The sequence below is a fragment of the Kitasatospora sp. NPDC042419 genome (assembly GCF_056437345.1).
Genome location: NZ_JBWKAW010000016.1, coordinates 144,684 through 165,784 on the forward strand (window position 1 = coordinate 144,684; position 21,101 = coordinate 165,784).

At 69.8% G+C, this 21,101-nt stretch carries 15 protein-coding genes; 8 read left to right on the forward strand and 7 right to left on the reverse strand.

The annotated features are described in order from the left end of the window. Positions 1 to 31 precede the first annotated feature (31 nt). Genes AC067J_RS27000 through AC067J_RS27015 form a run of 4 tightly spaced genes read right to left on the reverse strand, consistent with a single transcriptional unit; the run spans position 32 to position 2,770 of the window. The gene (locus tag AC067J_RS27000) at positions 32 to 1,288 is read right to left on the reverse strand and encodes a hydroxymethylglutaryl-CoA synthase family protein (RefSeq protein ID WP_478303379.1); all 1,257 of its coding nucleotides are present in this window, start codon (positions 1,286 to 1,288) and stop codon (positions 32 to 34) included. Then, the gene (locus AC067J_RS27005) at positions 1,285 to 1,521 is read right to left on the reverse strand and encodes a phosphopantetheine-binding protein (RefSeq protein WP_478303381.1); all 237 of its coding nucleotides are present in this window, start codon (positions 1,519 to 1,521) and stop codon (positions 1,285 to 1,287) included. The genes AC067J_RS27000 and AC067J_RS27005 overlap by 4 nt, the downstream gene beginning before the upstream one ends. Next, the gene (locus AC067J_RS27010) at positions 1,518 to 2,501 is read right to left on the reverse strand and encodes an LnmK family bifunctional acyltransferase/decarboxylase (protein ID WP_478303383.1); all 984 of its coding nucleotides are present in this window, start codon (positions 2,499 to 2,501) and stop codon (positions 1,518 to 1,520) included. The genes AC067J_RS27005 and AC067J_RS27010 overlap by 4 nt, the downstream gene beginning before the upstream one ends. Continuing rightward, positions 2,498 to 2,770, reverse strand: coding sequence for an acyl carrier protein (locus AC067J_RS27015; protein WP_478303385.1), 273 nt, complete (start codon positions 2,768 to 2,770; stop codon positions 2,498 to 2,500). The genes AC067J_RS27010 and AC067J_RS27015 overlap by 4 nt, the downstream gene beginning before the upstream one ends. Positions 2,771 to 3,127: 357 nt before the next feature. Here AC067J_RS27015 and AC067J_RS27020 point away from each other — a divergent pair, with 357 nt between their 5' ends. After that, complete coding sequence (locus AC067J_RS27020; RefSeq protein ID WP_478303387.1) at positions 3,128 to 4,090, forward strand: 3-oxoacyl-ACP synthase III family protein; 963 nt, start codon at positions 3,128 to 3,130, stop codon at positions 4,088 to 4,090. A gap of 84 nt (positions 4,091 to 4,174) precedes the next feature. Here the strand turns inward: AC067J_RS27020 and AC067J_RS27025 are convergent, their stop codons facing one another. Continuing rightward, the gene (locus AC067J_RS27025) at positions 4,175 to 4,954 is read right to left on the reverse strand and encodes an isoprenyl transferase (protein WP_478303506.1); all 780 of its coding nucleotides are present in this window, start codon (positions 4,952 to 4,954) and stop codon (positions 4,175 to 4,177) included. A gap of 506 nt (positions 4,955 to 5,460) precedes the next feature. Here AC067J_RS27025 and AC067J_RS27030 point away from each other — a divergent pair. From AC067J_RS27030 to AC067J_RS27060, 7 genes are all read left to right on the forward strand, one after another. Beyond that, a complete protein-coding gene (locus tag AC067J_RS27030) occupies positions 5,461 to 11,820 on the forward strand; it encodes an amino acid adenylation domain-containing protein (protein ID WP_478303389.1) in 6,360 nt (2,119 codons plus the stop codon). Beyond that, positions 11,817 to 12,074 (forward strand): acyl carrier protein, encoded by a 258-nt coding sequence (locus AC067J_RS27035; protein ID WP_478303391.1) that lies wholly within the window; start codon positions 11,817 to 11,819, stop codon positions 12,072 to 12,074. The genes AC067J_RS27030 and AC067J_RS27035 overlap by 4 nt, the downstream gene beginning before the upstream one ends. A 72-nt stretch (positions 12,075 to 12,146) precedes the next feature. Further along, the gene (locus AC067J_RS27040) at positions 12,147 to 13,865 is read left to right on the forward strand and encodes an amino acid adenylation domain-containing protein (protein ID WP_478303393.1); all 1,719 of its coding nucleotides are present in this window, start codon (positions 12,147 to 12,149) and stop codon (positions 13,863 to 13,865) included. 78 nt (positions 13,866 to 13,943) lie between these two features. After that, the gene (locus tag AC067J_RS27045; protein WP_478303395.1) at positions 13,944 to 14,963 is read left to right on the forward strand and encodes a class I SAM-dependent methyltransferase; all 1,020 of its coding nucleotides are present in this window, start codon (positions 13,944 to 13,946) and stop codon (positions 14,961 to 14,963) included. 260 nt (positions 14,964 to 15,223) lie between these two features. Beyond that, positions 15,224 to 16,312 (forward strand): threonine aldolase family protein, encoded by a 1,089-nt coding sequence (locus AC067J_RS27050; protein WP_478303397.1) that lies wholly within the window; start codon positions 15,224 to 15,226, stop codon positions 16,310 to 16,312. A gap of 1 nt (position 16,313) precedes the next feature. Continuing rightward, a complete protein-coding gene (locus AC067J_RS27055; protein WP_478303399.1) occupies positions 16,314 to 17,144 on the forward strand; it encodes a phytanoyl-CoA dioxygenase family protein in 831 nt (276 codons plus the stop codon). Positions 17,145 to 17,207: 63 nt separating this feature from the next. Beyond that, the gene (locus tag AC067J_RS27060; protein WP_478303401.1) at positions 17,208 to 18,485 is read left to right on the forward strand and encodes an MFS transporter; all 1,278 of its coding nucleotides are present in this window, start codon (positions 17,208 to 17,210) and stop codon (positions 18,483 to 18,485) included. Positions 18,486 to 18,556: 71 nt separating this feature from the next. Here the strand turns inward: AC067J_RS27060 and AC067J_RS27065 are convergent, their stop codons facing one another. Both AC067J_RS27065 and AC067J_RS27070 read right to left on the reverse strand, forming a co-directional pair. Further along, positions 18,557 to 19,336 carry an isoprenyl transferase gene (locus AC067J_RS27065; protein ID WP_478303403.1) on the reverse strand — a complete coding sequence of 260 codons (780 nt, stop codon included), beginning with the start codon at positions 19,334 to 19,336 and terminating at the stop codon, positions 18,557 to 18,559. A gap of 191 nt (positions 19,337 to 19,527) precedes the next feature. Next, the gene (locus AC067J_RS27070; RefSeq protein ID WP_478303405.1) at positions 19,528 to 20,856 is read right to left on the reverse strand and encodes a hypothetical protein; all 1,329 of its coding nucleotides are present in this window, start codon (positions 20,854 to 20,856) and stop codon (positions 19,528 to 19,530) included. Positions 20,857 to 21,101: the final 245 nt, after the last annotated feature.

Sequence of the window (21,101 nt, forward strand, 5' to 3'; positions counted from 1 at the left end):
CGCGGCCCCGGGCTGGTCCACGGGACGCGCCCTAGCGCCATTCGTACGCACGATGGTATTCCTCCACCCCGGTGAGGACGAGCGTCGGTCGGTCGGGACGTGCGGCGGGCATCGTGCGGTCCCAGCCGGAGAAGTCGACGCGGTGGTTGCGCCGGGCCGTCAGGCTCTCGCGGTTGACCGGTACCAGGCTCGCGTACTCCTCGAACGACAGCGCGCGCCGCCGTTCCAGGGAACCGGTGATGTCCGCCTCGGCGATCCGTGCGCGAGCCCGCGGCCCCATGACGCCGCTGAAGAACTCCGAGCAGCACCCCGATCCGTAGGAGAAGAGCCCCACCCGGGTCGTGCCCGCCCCGGCCTCGTCCTCGTCGGCGCCCGCCGCCAGGCCCGCGAGGGCGAGGTAGAGCGACGCGGAGCACAGGTTGCCCACGTCCTGGACGTGGCTGAGCGAAGGGGCGACCCGCTGTTCGAAGTCCGCCTCGATCTCCTTCGGCGGACGGGGCGCGAACTGGCGCATCATCCTCCGGTGCGCCCCCCGCACCATGCCCGCGAAGGGCGAGTGCATCGCGAGGCGGTCGAAGGAGCCGACGAAGTCCACCCCGTCGCCCACCCGCCGGGCATAGGCCTTGAACGCCTCGGAGAGGCATTCGAGGTAGCTCAGCAGCGACAGGTCCGGGTTGTAGAGGTCGAAGTCGGCCGTCGGCCTGGCGGTGTCCAGCACCTCGAAGCCGTACGCGCCGTAGGCCCCGCGGTCCAGCGCGAGCACGTCCGGCCGCTCGCCGACCAGCAGGGCGACCGCACCGTGACCGGTGGTCGGCTCCGCGTACTTGGCGCGCTCGTCCATGGGGTTGACGTCGGTGCCGATGACCAGGGCCCTCATGCCGGGGTCCAGGCCGGCTGCCAGGTAGCCCGCGGCGAGCTGCAGCGCCCCGGTCGCGCCGTAGCAGGCCTGCTTGACCTCCAGGACCCGGCAGTGCGCGGAGAGGCCGAGGTGCTTGTGCACGTAGGTGGCGAGGGACTTGCTGTAGTCGAGTCCGGACTCCGTCGAGACGATGAGCAGTCCGACGGAGTCCCGCTCGGACGGGGGGAGCCGGTCCAGCACGGGACGCGCGGCGTTCACCGCGTTCGTCACCGGGTCCTCCCACGGCAGCTGGACCGAGCGTTGACGCATCATCAGATTACCGAGGCGCGTCTCGTCGAGGCCCCGGCCCCGGAACATCTCGTGGACCGGGATCCGGGCCACTCCGCAATAGGCGCCGAGCGCTTCGATGCCGACCGCTCGCGCACTCATGATGCGCCGACCTCGTTCAGAAAGGCGGCCAGTGCGCCGATGTTGGGGATCGCGGCGAACTCGGAGAGGGGGCGCCGGGACCCGACCGACTCCTGGACGAGGGTGATGATCTCCACGCGGTCCACCGAGTCCGCGCCCAGGTCCGCGAGGCTCGCCTCGTCGACGACCTCATCGGCCGAGACCCCGGGCAGGACGTCGGTGATCGCGTTGAGGATGGCATCGCGTACGGTCATGGAGTCGGCTCCGTCCCGAGTGGGTCAGCATCGTTCAGTAGCGTCCGGATTCCCGCGACGGCCAGCGTCTGTCCGCTGTCCCGCTCCGTGATGACGATGTCCGCGAACTCGTGGCCCGGCCGCTTCCCGTCCTGCCGGATGAGCACGGTGATCGTGAGGACGGAGTCGGGGTCGGCGTTTCCGAAGAAGCCGAGTCGGTGGTCGAGGACGGCCCGGCCGAGGAACTGCCGGTCGGATCGGCCGATCGCCCGCCAGGCCCGCGAGAGGGCGATGTCGGCCATCGAGAAATAGGAGGCGAAGTAGACCAGTCCGACGCCGTTGAGATCCCTCGCGACGTCCAGGTGGTAGGTCATGGTGAAGTCCGGGCCCGCCGGGGTGAAACCCGCCGGTCCGGTGGGGGAGAAGCTCCGGTCCTCCCGGGCCCTGCGGGCGGTGAGCCGAGGTGAATGGGTGTCCGGGAGTTTCGGCAGATGGCTGTGCCGGAAATCGGCCGGCGAAGCGTCCACGAGGCCCTTGTTCGAGTTCTGCACGCCTCTGGATATCCACCGGTTGAAATTCTCGACGTAGATGCATCCGGGCCGGGGGCGATCGAATGCCTCGACCGGGTCCAGGACGGCCGGGTCGGCCAGTTCGCCGGCCCGGGAAATACGGTGCACGGTGAACACCGACTGGCTGCCCAGGTCGAACACCTGCGACGTCACGTCGATTTCGTCGCCGAAGGTGAGATGGTAGGGGTGGAAATCTTGGCCGGCGCGGACCCTGAAATAGTAGAACGAGAGGTAGGCGGGAAGTCCGTCGGCGGTGCGCGCCCGGTAGACGTTCGTCCCGCAGGCGGCGTCGACGGCCTCCCACGTCCAGTCGCCCATCTTCGCGAAAATCAGCGAACCGGCGCTGCACATGGCCGGCGTGACGGTCACCCGCCGCGTCAGGGGCTGCGTGCCGGCGAGGTCCGCGGCCCGGCCGAGCGCGGCCGGACTCATCCCCGCTCCGCGGGCGCGGGCTCCCCGAGCCCGGTCAGATGGTCCACGAGCCGATTCAGTGTCGGGTTCTCGTAAATGGTGTCGATGGTCTCTTCGAGCTGATACCGGCCGTTGATGATCGTGAGGAACTCGAGTCCGAGTATCGAGTCGAGACCGAGTTCGAGAAAGGGTGTGTCGCCGTCCACCTCTGCCGGTTCGCAGTAGAGGATCGCGGCGAGATCGTCCGCCAGTTCAAGACGCAGCGCTTCAGGTGTGACGCGGTCCAGCATGAGGCCTCCCCTAATTCCGCGGCCGTCCGGTGTCCGGGCAACCGGTCCTCGGTGGACCGACCGTCCGGAAACCGGAAGGTGTTCACAGGCTAACTAACGGCGTCACGATTAGGTAGACCCCTGGTTCATTGCGGTACAGATGTTCTCTCTTGTGCCCTTATGGTGGAAATGCACCAAGTGTGGCATGGCGGATCGGTCGGTGCGGTGATACGGTTCCGGATGCGTCGTGTGTTCAATGAGCGCGGTACACCTATTGACAGTCCGGAGCGGGTTCGGCTCCGTGTGGAAGTCGTGTTGTACGAGGTCGGTGGGCGGCAGTGCGGCCCCGGTTCCGGCAAAGGTGGAGTGACGTATCCCATGCGAGCGGTAATCACCGGAGTCGGGGCGGCTCTTCCTCGGCGAACGGTCGAGAATGCCCAGTTCGAGCCGCTCGGCATGCCGGCCGACTGGATTGTCCAGCTCACGGGCATCGGGGAGCGGCGCTGGCTGTCGGACGGCGAGCCGCTGTACGACCTGGCGCTCGAGGCGTGCTCGAACGCGCTGGACGACGCCGGTCGCACCGGGGCGGAGGTGGATCTGGTGCTCGCCGCGACGATCACCGCCGACCGCCCGTCCCCTTCGCTGGCCTCGCAGTTGGCGGCCGGGGCCGGAACGGCGCGCGCGGGCGCGGTCGACCTCAACGCCGCGTGCGTCGGCTTCCTGTACGCCCTGGACCACGCCTTCGCGGCCGTGGAGTCCGGGCGCTACCGCTGTGTGCTGGTCTGCGCGGCGGACGCGGTGTCACGGATCATCGACAAGACGGACCGTGCGACCGCCCCGCTCTTCGGCGACGGCGCGGGAGCCGTCGTGGTGACCGGCTCCCCGGACTGCGACCGGCGTGAGTGCGCCCCCGTCCTGAAGGTGGGCTCGGACGGCAGCCTCGGTGACGCCCTGTACGTCGATCCGGGCGACCGCGCCATCCGGATGGACGGGGCCGCCGTGTACGAGAGCGCCATCGAGCTCATGGTCGGCGGGACGCGTGAGGTCTGCGCCGAGCGCGGCCTCGACGTGGCGGACGTCGACCTGTTCGTGCCGCACCAGGCCAACGCCCGCATCATCCGCGCCGTGGCCCGCGACCTGCGGTTCCCCGCAGAGCGGGTGGTGTCGACGATCGCCCGGCTCGGCAACACCTCGTCGTCGTCGATCCCGTTGGCGCTCGACCTGGCCCAGCGGGACGGTCGTCTCGTTCCCGGGACCAGGGTGGCGATGACCGCGGTGGGAGCGGGGATCACCTGGGGTTCCGCGCTCGTCGACTGGAAGGGGTGCGCCCACCAGCGGTAGCCCTCGCGGCAACCGGCGGGGGGCGGCCCGGGAGCTTCCGAAGGTCGTCCCGGTGGTACTTCCGCTGGGCGGGTGGCAGCGGCGTCAGCGGCCGAAGCGACGCTGACGACCGCCGAAGGAGCGCAGTGCGCGGAGGAAGTCGATCCGGCGGAAGGCCGGCCAGTAGCAGTCGATGAAGTGCATCTCGGCGTAGGCGGACTGCCACAGCATGAAGCCGGAGAGACGTTGTTCGCCGGACGTCCGGATGATGAAGTCCGTGGTGTCCAATCCGGTCGAGGAGTACAGGTTCTGGGAGATGTGCTGCTCGCTGAACGTGTCGGCCAGTTCGGCGGGGTCGCCGCCCTCCGCGATGTGATCGGCGATGGCGGACCTCACCGCATCCACGATCTCGCGCCGACCGCCGTAGCCGATCGCGACGTCCACGCTCATCGTGCCGCGTCCGGCGGTGTGTCCGGCGACCTCCTTGAGATCGACGGCGACCTCGTGCGGCAGCAGGCTTAGTGCGCCGATGATCTCGACGGTCCAGGGCTGGCCGGGCTTCGAGATGTTGTGGACGGTCTCCCTGATGACCTCGATCAGCGGCACGACCTGTTCGGCCGGCCGGTTCAGGTTGTCGTCACTGAGCATGAAGATGGTGACGTGCCGGATCTGCGCGGACGCGCACCAGCCGAGGAAGTCCACGACCTTGGCGCCCCCGGCCCGGTAGCCCTCGCGCGGGTCGTCGTAACCCGCGTTGCGTGCCCAGCGGCGGTTTCCGTCGATGGTGACACCGACGTGCCCGGGGCGCTTGAGGTCCGTGATCTTGCTGGCGAGGCGACGCTCGTAAACGGCCTCCAGTGCCGTACGGACCACCGAGAGAACCATCACCACTCCAAGCCTGCCAACAGCGGAACCGACCCGTTCGACGATATCAGCAGGACTGCCAACTCCTGCCGAAGCGTGGGGAGGTGTGCGATCGGCGACGCGTTCGAGCGGCGCCGAACCGTCGCCGGAAGGCGGGAGGCGGGAGGCGCAGGTCGTCCGTCAGCGAACGCGGCGGTCTGCGGCGGGTCCGCACCCGACGGCCGCCTCACCGGCGGGCGTCGCTTCGGCCACGGATCGGCACCGCCACGGATCGGCACCGCCGCGGCCGGCGGCTCGGCCGGGGGGGGTGGCAAATGGTCTAGTCCATTAGTAGATTGTGACCTTCCGTCCGGGATATCAGGGCGTGCCCGGTGAATGGGCGGATGCGGCGGGGGCGGTAAATCGCGGTGTGGATCGGGCATAGCACCTACTCCCGGCCAAACGACCGGTAGTCGGTCATTCGTCAGTACTGTCGCATAGCGCTGGCGGGGGTTCCGTTCGTAGCCGTGCTGAGCTACGCTTCGAGCATGGGCCTTCCGTTGACTGATGCTCAGCGCGAGCTCTGGCTGGCGCACAAACTTGTTGACGACACGGCAATACTGAATGTGTGCGGTTATTTCGACATTCCTGGCCCGATCCGGGTGGACGAGTTCGTTTCCGCCGTTTCGCAGGCCCTCGGAGAGGCCGAAGTGCTCCGGGCGGAGATCACCGAGTCCGCGGCGGGGGAGCCGTTCCAGGAGATCGTTCCGGACCTGCCGATCGACGTTCGGGTGCTGGACTTCGAGGCCTCCGCGGACCCGTTCGGCGAGGCTCTCGCGTGGATGCGGCGGGATGCCGCGACCCCCTTCGACCTGGGGGAGCCGCCACTCGTTGTCACGGCCCTGCTCCGGCTCGGCGAGGACAGGTGCTTCTGGTACCTCCGGGTGCATCACCTGCTCCTGGACGGTTACGGGTTCTTCCTGGTGGGTCGGCGGGCCGCTGAGCTCTACAGCGCCCGGACCCGGGGGGCGGCAGTGCCGCCCGGCACTTTCGGGGCGGTGCGCGACATCGTCGCCGACGAGCGGCGGTACCAGGAGTCGGAAGCGTACCGGGGGGACCGGGAGTACTGGCTCGCCGAATGCGCGCGGCGACCCGACATCGTCACGCCGGCGAGCAGTGAGAAGCCTGCGGCGCGCGCCCCTGTTCGCGTGACCGGCACCGTTTCCGCGGCCGTCCAGGAGAAGATGGCCGGCCGGGCGGGAGAGCTGGGAGTTCGTTGGCCGGCCATGGTGGCGACGGCGCTGGCGACCTATCTGAGCAAGATCCTCATGGCCGACCGCGTTTCCTTCGGAATGACCACGGCAGGCCGTTCGGGAAACACCCTGCGGAAAACCCCGTGCCAGGCCTCCAATGTGCTTCCGCTACATTTGGAGATATCTCCCTGGAGCACCCTCGAAGAATTCACCCGGCAGGTCTCCGGCAAGATGCTGGACGCGCTCTCGGCCCAACGCTACCGAGGCGAGGACATTCTGCGGGACCTCGGAACGCGCGGCCCGGGAAGCGGCTTCGGATGGCATCTGAACATCAATTCGTTTGATTACGGACTCGACTTCTCCGGGCAGGTCGCCGTGCTCCGGACGCTGGCGATGGGGCCGGTGGAGGATGTCAACGTCTACGTCTACGACAATCACGGCGAGGACGGCCTGCGCATCGACCTTGAGGCCAACCCCGACCGGTACTCGGCCGAGAACGCGGCAGCTCACCACCGGCGGCTGCTGCAGGTCATCGGTCAGATGGCCGAACTACCCGGGCAGAGCTCGCTCTTGGCCGCCACGGATGTGCTTGACGCCGAGGAGACATGTCGGCTGACCGATTCCGACTGGAACACCTCGACGCTGCCGGCACAGCCCGGCACCGTGCTGCGGTTTATCGAACGCCGAGCAGCCGAACAACCTGACCGGCCGGCCGTCACCGCCGGCCGAAGGCACCTGACCTATCGCCAACTCAACGAGCAAGCCAATAAGTTGGCCCGCCTGCTGGTGCGTCGCGGTGTCGCGGTCGACGAGGTGGTCGGTGTCGGTGTCCCCAGGTCGGTCGACATGGTGGTCGCCATTCTGGGAATTCTCAAGGCGGGGGCGGCCTATCTGCCGATCGACCTCGAGTACCCGGCGGAACGCATCGCGCACATCGTCCAGGACTCCGCGGCCCGCTGGATCGTCACCTCCGGCGAGGGCCGCGACGCGCTGCCCGCCGACCTGCAGGCGCAACTGGTCGTCCTCGACGACGAGGAGACCGGCGCGCAGCTGGTGGGCGAGTCGGGCGAGGACCTGGCCGACCACGAGCGCGAAGGAACCCTCACCCGCGGCAATCTCGCGTACGTGATCTACACGTCCGGCTCCACCGGGCGTCCCAAGGGCGTGGCGGTCGAACACCGCTCCGCCGTGAACTACGTGTCCAGAGCGGTCACCGCCTACCCGAGCCTGGCCAAGGGTGTTCTGCTCTATTCGTCGATCTCGTTCGACATCACGCTCACCGCGTTGTTCGGCGCCCTGGCGGCAGGTGGCCACCTGATCGTCTCCAGCGTCGAGGAGTACGCCGCGCAACAGGTGGATGCCGGGGGTTACGCATTCCTCAAGGCCACCCCGACACACCTGGCGCTTCTCGACACGCTTCCCGAACTGTGCTCCCCTGGCGAAGAGTTCATCGTGGCCGGCGAGCCGATCGTGGGTGAGCTGCTGCAGGCCTGGCGGGATCGGCACCCCGACGTGGCCATCATCAACCACTACGGCCCCTCCGAGTGCACGTGCGGTTGTCTGGACTTCCGTCTGCCCCCTGGCCAGGAGATCCCTTCCGGTCCGGTGCCGATCGGGCGCCCTTTCGCGGACACCCGCGTCTACGTCCTCGACCAGGGACTCCGCCCGGTGCCGCCCGGCGTCGTCGGCGAGCTCTACATCAGCGGTGACTGCCAAGCACGCGGCTACCTCTCCCGGCCGGCCCTGACGGCCGAACGCTTCGTCGCCAGCCCGTTCGGCGGGCCGGCCGAGCGCATGTACCGGACCGGAGACCTGGTGCGGTGGACAGCGGCCGGACAGATCGAGTTCACGGGCCGCGCGGACCACCAGGTGAAGCTGCGCGGCTACCGGGTCGAGATGGGAGAGGTGCAGGCCGCACTGGCCGCGCATCCGGACGTCGCCGAGGTGTTCGTCCGGGTGCAGGAGGCGGTGCCCGGCGAGAAGCAGCTCGCGGCCTACCTGGTGCCCCGGCCCGGTGGAGAGCTGGAGGTCGGTGATCTGCGCGCGTTCGTGGCGCGGGTCCTGCCGTCGTTCATGGTGCCCGAGTCCATGACCGTCCTCGGCGCGCTGCCCAAGACCCCGAACGGGAAGATCGACCGAGCCGCCCTGCCGGTCGCCCGGCCGGTCGCCCCGGCGGCGGGTCGCGCCCCGCGGACCGCGCACGAGCAGGCCCTCTGCGGCTTCATCGCGGAACTGCTCGGGATCGACGAGGTCGCGGCGACCGACGACTTCTTCACGGCCGGGGGTAACTCGCTCTTCGCGATCAAGCTGGTGGCCAGGGTCAATCGCCACTACACGGTGGGGATCACGGTCCGCGATGTCTTCGAGCGGCCGACCGCCGCCCGACTGGCCGCTCTGATCGAAGGCGGTGCCGTCCGGTCGGAGCGGACGACGGAGTTCGAGCGGCCCGCCGAGATACCGCTGGCCCTGCCGCAGCGCCGCCTCTGGTTCCTCAACCAGGCGGGCGGTGCTCCGCCGGCCGTCTACAACATCCCGTTCGTGGCGCGTCTGGACGGCGCACTCGACGCACGGGCGATGGACGCGGCGATCGCCGACGTGGTCGGGCGGCACGAGATCCTGCGGACGGTCTTCCCCGAGACGTCGTCGGGGGCGCGGCAGGCGATCCTCGAACCGGACGCCGCGTGGCCGGGTTGCCCGGTGCTCCGGACCACCGAGGAGGATCTCGACGGCCTGCTGGCGGAGCACGCGCGGCGGGCGTTCGACCTGACCAGGGACATCCCGATCCGGGCGTGGCTCTTCCGGGTCGGTGAGGACCGTCACGTGCTCCTGGTGGTTCTCCACCACATCGCCGGGGACGGTTGGTCGTTCACGGCGTTCGCCCGGGACCTCGAAACCGCCTACGAGGCCCGTCGGCTCGGCCGACCGCCGGGCTGGGCACCGCTCACCGCACAGTACGCCGACTACGCCGTTCGACAGGAACGCAACCTCCGCGGTCAGGGGCCCTTCAGTGCCGAGCTGGCGCGCCAGACGGCCTACTGGGTCGCCCAACTGGCGGGCTTGCCGGAAGAGCTCCGCCTGCCGGTCGACCGCCAGCGACCGGCGGTCGCCTCCTACCGGGGCGACACCGTCGCGGTGGACATCGGGCCGGACCTGCACCGGCGGCTCACCGAGCTCGCGGCCGGCCGGGGCGTGACGCTGTTCATGGTCCTCGAAGCAGCCCTGGGCGCGTTGTTGACGAGGATGGGCGCCGGGGAGGACATCCCCGTGGCCACCGGTGTCGCGGGGCGGACCGACGAGACCTGGGACAGCCTGATCGGCTTCTTCATCAACACCCTGGTGCTGCGCGTCGACACGGCCGGGGACCCGAGCGTGGACGAGTTGCTGCGCCGGGTCCGCGAGACGACGCTGCGCGCCTTCGAGAACCAGGACGTCCCCTTCGACCGGCTGGTGGAGACGATCAACCCACCGCGGTCGCCCGCCCGGCAGCCGCTGTTCCAGGTGCTGCTGATGCTGCGCAACGTCCCCCGGTCGGACCTCGTGCTGAGGCTTCCGGGCATCGAGGCGCAGGGCCGGGAGATCCCGGTCGGCTACTCCAAGTTCGACCTCACCTTCAACCTGCGCGAGCTGGACGCCCACCGGGCCTCGGGCGTCGAGGGGTTCGTCGAGTTCGCGACGGACCTGTTCGACCGGGCGACCGTGGAGCGTCTGGTGGAGCGCTTCCTGCTGGTCCTCGAAGCCATGGCCGACGGCCCCGACCGGCGCATCAGCGAGATCGAGGTCCTGACCGAGCGGGAACGCGAGCTGATCGTCGGGCAGTGGGACCGCCACCCGGTGGACGTGGTCCAGCGGACGATCCCGGACCTCCTGGCCGAGCAGGTCCGGCGCACCCCGGACGCGCCGGCCCTCGACGACGACGGACTGGAGCTGAGCTTCCGAGAGGTGGACGAGCGGGCGAACCGGATGGCCCGCCTGCTGCTCCGCCACGGGATCGGGCCGGAGGACCGGGTCGCGGTGGCGCTGCCCCGCTCGGCCGCGCTGGTGATCGCGGTTCTCGCCGTACTGAAGACCGGTGCCGCCTACGTGCCGGTCGACATCGAGTACCCGGTCCAGCGAATCCGGTCGATGTTCGCCGATGCCGCGCCAGAACTCCTGATCGCGGCCGCCGACTGGGCCGATTCGCTCGGGTACCCCGGTACGGTCCTCGACCCGGCAGGCCCGGCGCACCCGTCGGCCGCGACCGGTGGGCCGGCGGCCGGGGCGGCAGAGGTCGACGAGCTGTCGGCGGCCGAGGTGACCGGAGCCGAGCGGCGCTCGCCGCTGCTCCCCGACGCGCCTGCCTGCGTTCTCTTCACGTCCGGCTCGACCGGGCAGCCCAAGGGTGTGATGCTCACGCACCGCGGCATGGCACGCTTCGTCGTCGGACTCCGGGACATCTTCGGGCTCGGCCGGAACAGCAGGGTCCTCCAGTACGGCTCGCCCAGCTTCGACGCCTTCCTGATGGAGTTGTGCATGTCGCTGCTCCAGGGCGGCTGCCTGGTCGTCGCGCCGCCCGAGCGGCTGTTGCTCGGCGAGCCGCTGGGCACACTGGTCCGGGAGCGCGGGGTGACCCACCTGACCATGCCGCCCTCCGCGCTGGCAGCCCTGTCGCCGGACCGGCTGCCGGCCGGGCTGACCCTGGCGGTGGCGGGCGAGGCCGTGCCGGGCGCCCTGCTGCGGGACTGGTCGGCCGGCCGTCGGATGGTGAACCTCTACGGACCCACCGAGGGGACGGTGATCGCCACCTGGGCGGGGCCGATGTCCGGGGACCAGGCCCCGCCGATCGGCGTGCCCCGCGCGGGTACGCGTCTGCACGTTCTCGACTCGTGGCTGCGACCCGTGCCGGTGGGTGTGGTGGGAGACCTCTACCTCTCCGGTGACGGACTCGCCCGCGGCTACGTCGGGCGCCCCGCGCTCAGCAGCGAGCGCTTCGTCGCCAACCCCCACGGCGAGCCGGGCGAGCGGATGTACCGTACCGGCGACCTCGTGCGCTGGCGCGCCGACGGAGCGCTGGACTTCGTCGGCCGGAAGGACCATCAGGTCAAGTTGCGCGGTTTCCGGGTCGAGCTCGGTGAGGTCGAGACGGTGGTCGAGTCCCATCCGCAGGTGGCCCGGTGCGCGGTGCTGGTCCGGCCCGACCACTCCGGCGGGAAGCGGCTGGTCGCCTACGTCCTCCCGAAGGAGGGCCGGGCTCCCGACCCGCTGGTGCTGCGGGACTTCGCCAAGGGCCTGCTGCCGACCTACATGGTGCCCGCTGCCGTCATGGTGCTGCCGACGTTCCCCATGAACCCGAACGGGAAGCTCGACCGGTTCGCGCTGCCGGAGCCGGCGGCGGAGGAACCGGCCGGCGAGGCGATCGGGACCTCGATGGAGGAAGCCGTGGCCCGGGCCTGGCGCGAGGTGCTGGGCATCGGAGAGGTGCGCCGTACCGACGACTTCTTCGCTCTGGGCGGCCACTCGCTGCTGGCCACCCAGGTGATGAACCGGCTCGGAGCGGACCTCGGGCTCGACCTCTCCATCGCGCTGATCTTCCAGGCACCGACCGTCGGCTCGCTGGCCGCCGCCCTGGAGCGGTTCGACGCCGGCCGCGGGAGTGACCCGCTGAGGAGACCGCGATGACCGAGACCTCTGCGGCCGGAACGGTTCGGGCCTTCCTGGAGGAGTGGTTGCTGGAGCAGGAGATCGTCGATGTCCTGCCGGTCGACCTGGACGTGCTACTGGACGAGGTCGGGCTGGACTCGCTGCACATCGCGGAGCTCAGCCGGGCGGTGCGGCGTGAGTTCGGCATCCGGCTCACCGCCTCCGAGGTCGGCCCCTACGCGACGCTGAACGAGGTCGTCGACTTCGTCGAGCAGCGCACGGGGCAGGCATGACAGTCGGCTCCGGACGGCGGAAAGCGAACGATGGGGACGAGCACGATGGCATGGAGCACCATTCATCAGAGGGTGTCCGAGCACGCCAGGAGACGCCCCGATGCGCCGGCCCTGAGTGGTGACGGAGCGTCAGTCAGCTATGCGGAACTGGAACAGCGGTCCGATGCGCTCGCCGCGGCGCTGATCGAGGCCGGGGCGACCAGGGGCGGCGTGGTGGGAGTACTGCTCCCGCCGTCCCCCGACGCGGTCGTGGCGCTGTTGGCGGTGCTGAAGTCCGGCTGCGCCTACGTGGCGCTGGACCGCACCGACCCCGCGACGCGGCACGCGGAGATCCTGGGGACCTGCGCCGCCACCGTGGTGGTGGCCGGTCGCGGGGAGTCCGGGAACCTGCCGCCCCGGACGAGCATCGTCGACCCCCGGGCGGCCGGGGAGCACGCGTTGCCCGACCCGCTTCCCGGCGTCCTCCCCGATGAACTGGCCTACGTCAGCTTCACCTCGGGGACGACCGGGCCGCCCAAGGGCGTCGGGGTGCCGCACCGCGGAGTGCTGCGGCTCTTCGAGGACGCCGACTGGGTGCGGGTGACACCGGAGGACGTCCTGCTCCAGCTGGCGCCGATCGCCTTCGACGCGTCGACGGTGGAGATCTGGGGCGCGCTGCTGTGCGGTGCGCACCTGGTGATCCACGCGGCCCGGCCACTGGATCTCGCCGAGCTGGGCACCTCCGTGGTCCGGCACCGGGTCTCCGTGCTGCTGCTGACCACCGGACTCTTCCACCGGATGGCCGCGGAGCAGCCGGACGCCCTGGCCGGGGTGCGGCACGTGCTGACCGGCGGCGAGGCCGCCTCGCCCGGCACGGTCCGCGCACTGATGCGGGCGTACCCGGAGCTGCTGTTCACCAACGGGTACGGGCCGACCGAGAACACCTCCTTCACCACCTGCTGGACCAGCTCGACGCCGCCGCCGGAGAAGACGGTGCCGATCGGCACCGCCATCAACGGCACGGGGGTGCTGCTCCTGGACGGCCGGCTGCGACCGGTCGACGACGGTGAGTGGGGCGAGCTCTACGCCACCGGCGAGGGACTCGCCCGCGGCTACCTCGGGGACCCGCGCCGCACGGCCGAGCGGTTCGTCGCCGCGGTCGACGGCGAGGCACCCGGTGCGCGGATGTACCGGACCGGGGACCTCGCCCGGCGCACCCCGGAGGGCGTGTTCGAGTTCGGCGGCCGGGCGGACCGGCAGGTGAAGGTCCGCGGCTACCGGGTGGAGCCGCAGCGGGTGGAGGAGGCCCTCGGCCGGCTGCCCGACGTCGCCCGGGCGGCCGTCACGGTGCAGCGCAACTCCGAGGGGGCCAACCGGCTGGTGGCCTACGTGGTGGCGGCCGGCCCGCGCCCCGACCGGGAACTGGTGTCCCGGATCCGGGCCCGGTTGCTGGAGCTCCTGCCCCCGTACGAGGTGCCCGCCGCGATCGTGCTCTGCGAGAGTATCGCGCTGAACCGCAACGGCAAGGTCGACTACGCCTCGCTTCCGGTGACGATCCGTCAGAAGAGGCCGCTGGCGTCCTCGTACACGGCGCCGCGCGACGCCGTCGAGGAGGCTCTGGCCGAACTGTGGGGCGAGCTGCTCGACGTCGAGCCGGTCGGCATCCACGACGACTTCTTCGCGCTGGGCGGCTACTCGCTGCTGGTGGCCGCAATGTTGAGCAGGCTCAAGGCCGAACTCGGTGTGCGACTCGCCGCCGGCAGCCTCTACCTGCACCCCACCATCGCGGAGTTCCGCACGCAGCTGTCCTGAGGATGCCGACGGGCACGTCCGAGTGTTCCGCGCACACCGCGTCCCACCAGTGATCCATCCGAAAGGGAGATGTCCACCATGTCTCAGCGTACTTCCACCGGCCGCAGCCTCGCGGACGAGGTCGCCGCGAGCGGTCCGGCGCCGGACCTCGCGGGCGCGGCCGCCCTGCTTGAGATCGGCGAGAGTCTCGGCGTGATCGAGGTCATCAGCAACTCGGACGCGTTCACCCCGGCGGACCTCGCCAAGGCCGCGGACCTTCCGGAGGAGGCGGTGGGCCGGTACCTGGAGGCGATCGCCGCGGCGGGTCTGGTCGTGCCCGGTGAGGGGGCGTCGTTCCGCAAGGCGGACGACTTCGGGCTCACGTTGCACCGGGTCGGCTACATCTCGTGGACGCAGAACGCCAACCGTCCGTTCATCGAGAACGCCCGTGAGTTCCTCGTCGACCCCGTGGCGGCGCGGGCCAAGTACCACCGCGACGGGCGGGCCGTGGCGGTCAGTTCGGAGTGGATGGGTTCGAAGGCCTTCTACCCGGCGGCACTTGAGGCGATCCTCGCGGCCGAGCCGAAGCGGATCGTGGACCTGGGCGCCGGCACCTGCCGGCTGCTCATCGACGTGCTGAAGACCTTCCCCGGGAGCACCGCGGTCGGGCTCGACCTGGACCACGCCTCGTGCGAGGCCGCGAAGTTGGCGGCCGGGGCGGCGGGCGTCGCCGACCGGCTGACGGTGGTCGAGCGCCCGATCCAGTCGGTCGCCGACGACGCGTCGCCGGTGCGGGGTGCCGATCTGGTGCACGCGGGTTTCGTGTTCCACGACATGATGCCGGAGGAGGAGGAGATCGCCGACCGGGTGCTGGCGAACTGCCGGGAGGCCATGCCCGAGGGCGGTCTGATGGCGATCACCGATGCGATCCCGTACGCCGGGAGCGAGCGGGAGCGCCGCTTCAGCGCGATCGTGACCTACTACCACCAGCAGTTCATGGGTCGGAAGCTGCTGAGCGAGGCGGCCTGGACCGAGAAGCTGCTGGCGGCGGGCTTCCGCCGGGTCGAGGTCGTCGAGCTGGGCTTCCCGACCGGCCGCCTGTTCCTGGCGACCAAGTAACCGACACTCCGGCGCGACAGGAGACTCGTGATGGTGCTGCCGGCCTCGGACCCGGGACGAGGAGCAGTTCGCGCGAGCCGCGCGGTTCGACGTCGGTCGCAGGCCCAACCGGCACCTCACCTTCGCCTACGGCCCGCACTTCTTCATCGGTGTGGAGCAGTGCGTCCAAGGGAAGGGGCTGTCATGCACGGGGCAGCGCGAGCCGGCGGTCCGGCCGGCGACGCCGAGGCGGAACAGATCGCGACGGGCGACGAATTCCGATGATCGATCTCAGGAGCGACACCACCACGCGTCCGAGCGAGGCGATGGTGCGGGCCATGGCAGCCGCCCGGATCGGCGACGACGGGTTCGGTGAGGACCCCGCCACCAACCTGCTGGAGGAGTACTGCGCCGACCTCTTCGGCAAGGAGGCCGCGATCTTCATGCCGAGCGGGACGATGAGCAATCAGATCGCCCTGCGCATCCACACGCGCCCCGGCGACGAAGTCGTCGTCGACGAGGCCTCGCACTTCAACACCTACGAGAGCGCGCCGAGCGCGGACCTCGCGGGCATCTCGCTCAACCCGGTCAGGACGCCGGACGGTGTCCTGACACCGGACCGCATCGAGGCAGCGATCGACCTCAAGTGCCGCGACCCCCGCTACTCCCAGCCGACCATGATCGCCCTGGAGAACACCGTCAACTACCACGCCGGCCGGGTGGTTCCCCTCGCGTCGCTGCGGGCGGTCGGCTCGTTCGCGCAGCGGACGGGCATGCGGACGCACCTGGACGGCGCCCGGCTGTTCAACGCGATCGTGGCGTCGGGGACCCGGGCCTCGGACTTCGGCCGGATCGCCGACACCGTCTCGGTCTGCTTCGCCAAGGGGCTCGGCGCGCCGTTCGGAAGCATCCTGGTCGGTCCGCGGCAGCTGATCGACCAGGCGCGCTACTACCGCAAGTCCTACGGCGGCGCGTTGCACCAGTCCGGGTTCCTCGCCGCAGGGGCGCTCTACGCCCTGCGGCACAACGTCGAGCGGCTGGCCGAGGACCACGCCGCCGCACGACGCCTGGTCGAGTTGCTGCTCGCCCAGGAGATACCCGCGCTCGACATCGATCCCGTCCACAGCAACATCGTCATCCTTGACCTGGCCCGCCTCGGAGTGTCCCCGGCGGAACTCGTCGGCAGGGCACGGCAGGCGGGGGTGCTGCTGATGGGCATCGCACGCCACCGGGTCCGCATGGTGACGCACCTGGACTTCGACATCGAGGACGCCCCGCTGGTGGCCGGGGTGGTCGGGGAGGTCCTCCGCCCGGCCGCTGCGGCCCGAGGGGGCGGGAACACCGTCCGTACGCGAGAGATGAGGAAGTGACATGTTGGACGAAGCGGACAAGTACCTGTTCGATGTGAACGGCTATCTGGTCCTGGACGACGTGCTCGACCCGGACCTGCTCGCTCGGCTGAACGGAGCCTTCGACGGCGCGGGCCCGCGACTGGAGCAGCTCGACCGTTCGCTCTCGGGGAAGGCGGAGGCGTTCGTCGGCGCGCAGCGGCGCCGCGAGTTCGACGAGCCGTTCAACTGGCCCGAGCCGTGGGCCACGGCCTTCCGGGAGCTGCTGTCGCTGCCGGTCGCCGTCGACCTGATGCTGGAACTGCTCGGGGACGGCTTCCGGTACGACAGCCTGAAGGGCACGGTGATGCACCGGGGCACCGAAGGGTTCGCCCTGCACGGTGGAGCCGGGAGTCCGAACAGTCTCGCGTACTACCAGGTCCGCGGGAGTGAGATCAGGAACGGGCTGGTGAACATCGCCTATGCGCTGACCGACGTCGAGGCGGGCGACGGCGGGTTCGCCTGTCTGCCCGGGAGCCACAAGGCCGGCTTCCCCCTGCCCGACCCCGTACGGGACCTCCGGCACGGCAGCGAGCACGTCCGGCAGGTCGCAATGAAGGCCGGATCCGCGGTGGTGTTCACCGAGGCGCTGATCCACGGGACGCTTCCCTGGCGTGGCAGCGCGGAGCGCCGCACCCTGTTCGTCCGCTACTCACCGGGTGCCCTGGCCTTTCGGAGCAACCCTCTCCCGGTGGGCTACGATGATTTCCGGGACGAGCTGACGCCACTTCAGCGGGCCATATTCGAGCCGCCCTACTACATCAACCGCCCTAGGATCTCGGAGCTGTTGGCGGCGGAGCTCGGGCGCGCGTGAGGGTCCGGCCGACGATCGCGCCTGCGCCGAGTCCGAGGGCAGGACGGGAAAAGAGTCTCCACGATGCGCGGACGAGCCGCCTCCTCGTTATGGCGACACCGAGACTTCATGCTCATCTGGGCCGGTCAGACCGTCAGCCTGCTCGGGTCCCAGGTCACCCTGATCGCCCTGCCTCTGCTCGCGATCGGACTGCAGGCCAGCACCTTCCAGGTGAGCCTCCTGACCACGTTCAGCACGCTGCCCTGGCTGCTGGTGTCGCTGCCGGCCGGTGTCATCGTCGACCGGCAGCGCAAGCGCCGGGTCATGCTCTGGGCGGACCTGGTACGTGGAGCGTTTCTCTGCTCGATCCCCGTCGCCGGGTACCTGGACCTGTTGACCCTGTGGCAGCTCTACCTGGTGTCCCTGGTGACCGGTACGTGCGCGGTCTTCTTCAGCGCCGCCTACCTGAGCTTCCCGGCGACCCTGTTGCCACGGGACCGGCTGGTGGACGCCAACGGCATGCTCAGTGCCGCCAACTCCGTTGCGGGGGTGGCGGGGCCGAGCATGACCGGATTCCTGCTCGGGATCCTCGGGGAGATCCGGGTCATCGCGATCGACGGGATCTCCTGCCTGGTGAGCGCGGTGAGCCTGCTCCTGGTCGGGCACCGGGAGCAGGCGCCGGAGCCCGCGCCGCCGGCCGAACGCGGCTTCCGGCAGGAGCTCTTCGGCGGGCTGCGGGTGATCGTGGGAGACCGTGTCCTCGTCGGCATCACCGTGTCGAACAGCCTCGGCAACTTCCTGCTGACCGCCATCAACTCGATCTGGGTGCTCTACGCGCTGCGTGAGCTGGACTGGTCCGAACAGGCACTGGGCATGGTCATGGGGGTGAGCGCCGTCGGAGGTGTGGTGGGCAGCTTCCTCGCGGGGCCGTTGATCGCGCGGTTCGGCCTGCCGAAGATCCTGCTCTACAGTCAGCTCCCGTTCTTCCTGGGCGAACTCGGGGCCGGTCTGGCGCCGAGCGGGAGGGCCGGGCAGGTCGCGGTGACGGTCGGGTTCACCATGACCCTGGCATCCGCGATCATCTACAACGTCGCCCAGCGGTCCTACCGGATCACCGCCTGTGAGCCGCGGCTGCTCGGCAGGCTCAACGCGACGGTGAGCTGGCTGCAATGGGGGACCCGTCCGGTGGCGGCGGTGGCGGGTGGAACGGCGGGTACCCTCCTCGGCCTGCGTCCGACCATCGTCGGCTTCGCGCTCCTGCTCGCGATCTGCCCGCTGGCGCTGTGGATGTCGCCGCTGCGCGCCGAGTACCGCGGCGGGTCGAAGGCCGGGCAGAAGGAGCAGGAGCTGAGTCCGCTCTGAGCCTCGGACTGCCGTTCCGTGCCGCGGCCGGCCGGGCTCCTCCGCTCCGGCAGACCGCGGCACGTCCCCGGTCACACGTGCGAGGAGACCGTCCCCGGGACGGTGGGGGCGGACGACCGGACGCCGCCGTAGCGGCGGTCGCGGGTCGCGTACTGCTCGCAGGCACGGAACAGGCCCTGCCGGTCGAAGTCGGGCCACAGCACGTCCTGGAACACCAGCTCGGCGTACCAGGACTGCCACGGCAGGAAGTTCGATGTCCGGTGCTCCCCGCTGGGCCTGATCAGCAGGTCGACGTCGGGCATGGAGGGTTCGTACATGTAGCGTGCGAGGACCTTGTCGCTGACGTCGGACGAGCGGAGCCGGCCTTGCTCGATGTCCCGGGCCAGCGCGGTCGCGGCATCCGTCAGTTCGGCTCGGCCACCGTAGTTGACGCACATGTACAGGGTGATCACGTCGTTGTCGGCGGTGAGCTCCTCGGCCACTCGGAGCTCCTTGATCACACCGCCCATCAGCCGGCCCGGGCGGCCCACCCACCGGATCCGTACGCCCATCGCGTGCATGGCGTCACGGCGGCCGTGGATGACATCTCGGCTGAAGTTCATCAGGAAGGCCACTTCGGCGGGTGAGCGCTTCCAGTTCTCGGTGGAGAACGCGTAGAGCGAGAGGTTCTTGACTCCCAGCTCGATGCAGCCCTCCAGGACGTCGAGCACCACGGCCTCGCCCCTGCGGTGGCCTTCGGTGCGAGGCAGACCGCGGGCCTTGGCCCAGCGGCCGTTTCCGTCCATGACGATGGCGACGTGGTTCGGAACCTTTCCGCTCCTGCTGTCCGACACAAGCTCGCTCCGGTCCATGGGAGGGATGATGGGAGTACCGCGTCCGCCCGGAGTGGAGATCACGCTCTGCGAGCCTTCACGTTCCAGAGCCGATGGCCGCCGTGATCGCCAGAACTCCGGACCCAGACGGTACTTGACGATACCTCAGCCGTGTCGGTGTCGAAGGATCGACGGGAGTGGCCGGTCGGCGGCCGATGCGGCTCCGGATGCTACCGGCGGTCCTGACCGGGGTGATCCTGGGACGCGGGACCCGCGGCGGCCCAGGCGGCGCTGTTGAGCAGGACACTCGGGAGCGCCGTGGTCAGCATCTTGCCGGTGTCGGCCATGTCGTAGCGGGCCATGCAGCCGGTCACGGTGTCCCCGAACACGATGGGCCCGAACACCGTGGGGGCCGCGAGCCTTCGACAGGTGGAGGTGGCCGGGTCGATGACATCGACCTCGATCTTCCTGGAGGTGACGTACTCCTGGGCCACCCAGGTGCCGGCCCTCAGGGCCTCCGCGACGGCACGCTCCCAGTGCTCCGGCTCGGTGGCCTGGCCGATGAAGACCCCGCGCCCCGAGTTGCCGTCCGAGCGCTTCAGGGCGAATTCGGACCGGCGCTTCGTCAGCAGATCGGGAAGCCTCCAGTTCTCGCCTTGATAGCTCACGCGGGCGTCCCGGACCTCGCACATCCAGGGCAGGTAGCGCCGGACCAACTCGCGCTCGTCGGACGTCATCCAGTCCTGATCGGTGTAGAGCGAGGTGAAGACTCGTTTGCTCGACACGTGGTAGGAGCTCTGGGGGAGCAGCAGTGACAGCGGGCTGCGGCGCACCCGGGCGATGTCGTCGACGCCGCGCCCGTTGTCCACCCAGTCCTGCGGCACCATCCCCTGGGTGCCGAGTGTGAACCTGTCCCGGTGCGGGGCACGCAGGAAATCCTCCACCTCGAAGAATTCGGCCTCGAAGCCGGCGTCCCGCATCGACTCGACCTCGACGTCGAAGAACCGGGGGCCGGGGAGCTTGTAGTCGGCGAAGCTGCCGAGCATGGCGACCCGGGGTTCGACACCCAATTCAGCAGCCACCCGCGCGATCATGTCATTGCGGGCCTGCATGGGCGAGGCGAGGTCCAGGCCGGAATCCGGGTTCAGCTGGCTCCAGAATTCGTTGAAAAGGCTGACGTAACTGGGTCCGCCGATGGCGGCGCAGACGTTGAATTCGAAGAATTTCCATCCGTCATCGGTGAGAATGACGTCGGGGCGCCCCATGAGCGCCTTGTAGCGGTCCTCGTACTCTTGGTCCACGAACAGGTCGAGCAGACTTTCGTCGTCGCCCAGCGCGCGATGCCTGGCGCGCGGGTCGGGGCCGAACCGCTCGGTCGCGCGGTTCAGGAGGGAGAGCAGTCGGGGGGTGACGTCCGCCAACTCCCGCCCGGCTTCGGCCGGAACGACGACAGGTCCGGCCGGTACGTACGGGTTCCACCGGAACGGCAGGTCGTGGAAATGCTCCGCAAGCCCTCGGACGACCTCATCGGGATCGGTGGCTGTCGGCTCGTTATTCATGTTCTCAGTCCTCGGCGATGCGGCTTCCGGGCGGTGGCAGGCGCGGCAATGGGAGAGGTTGCTGTGCGGCTGATGAGAACACGGACGGCGGTGGCGTGGCAAGACTTCGCCTGTTTGATTTTGGCATGTCCTGTTTGCGGTGCTTGCGGGCGTCTTGAGTGGCTAGGGCAGTGATTATCGACCTGGACGGGGTGAACGAACGATGCTAGGGTCGATGCGAGTGATCGCTGTTTTTCACCCTTGTC

What these genes read in the sequence shown, in the direction of transcription:
- AC067J_RS27000 (WP_478303379.1), bottom strand. Translation starts at nt 1,288, where the DNA reads ATGAGTGCGCGAGCGGTCGGCATCGAAGCGCTCGGCGCCTATTGCGGA.
- AC067J_RS27005 (WP_478303381.1), bottom strand. Translation starts at nt 1,521, where the DNA reads ATGACCGTACGCGATGCCATCCTCAACGCGATCACCGACGTCCTGCCC.
- AC067J_RS27010 (WP_478303383.1), bottom strand. Translation starts at nt 2,501, where the DNA reads ATGAGTCCGGCCGCGCTCGGCCGGGCCGCGGACCTCGCCGGCACGCAG.
- AC067J_RS27015 (WP_478303385.1), bottom strand. Translation starts at nt 2,770, where the DNA reads ATGCTGGACCGCGTCACACCTGAAGCGCTGCGTCTTGAACTGGCGGAC.
- AC067J_RS27020 (WP_478303387.1), top strand. Translation starts at nt 3,128, where the DNA reads ATGCGAGCGGTAATCACCGGAGTCGGGGCGGCTCTTCCTCGGCGAACG.
- AC067J_RS27025 (WP_478303506.1), bottom strand. Translation starts at nt 4,954, where the DNA reads ATGGTTCTCTCGGTGGTCCGTACGGCACTGGAGGCCGTTTACGAGCGT.
- AC067J_RS27030 (WP_478303389.1), top strand. Translation starts at nt 5,461, where the DNA reads ATGGGCCTTCCGTTGACTGATGCTCAGCGCGAGCTCTGGCTGGCGCAC.
- AC067J_RS27035 (WP_478303391.1), top strand. Translation starts at nt 11,817, where the DNA reads ATGACCGAGACCTCTGCGGCCGGAACGGTTCGGGCCTTCCTGGAGGAG.
- AC067J_RS27045 (WP_478303395.1), top strand. Translation starts at nt 13,944, where the DNA reads ATGTCTCAGCGTACTTCCACCGGCCGCAGCCTCGCGGACGAGGTCGCC.
- AC067J_RS27050 (WP_478303397.1), top strand. Translation starts at nt 15,224, where the DNA reads ATGATCGATCTCAGGAGCGACACCACCACGCGTCCGAGCGAGGCGATG.
- AC067J_RS27055 (WP_478303399.1), top strand. Translation starts at nt 16,314, where the DNA reads ATGTTGGACGAAGCGGACAAGTACCTGTTCGATGTGAACGGCTATCTG.
- AC067J_RS27060 (WP_478303401.1), top strand. Translation starts at nt 17,208, where the DNA reads ATGCGCGGACGAGCCGCCTCCTCGTTATGGCGACACCGAGACTTCATG.
- AC067J_RS27065 (WP_478303403.1), bottom strand. Translation starts at nt 19,336, where the DNA reads ATGGACCGGAGCGAGCTTGTGTCGGACAGCAGGAGCGGAAAGGTTCCG.
- AC067J_RS27070 (WP_478303405.1), bottom strand. Translation starts at nt 20,856, where the DNA reads ATGAATAACGAGCCGACAGCCACCGATCCCGATGAGGTCGTCCGAGGG.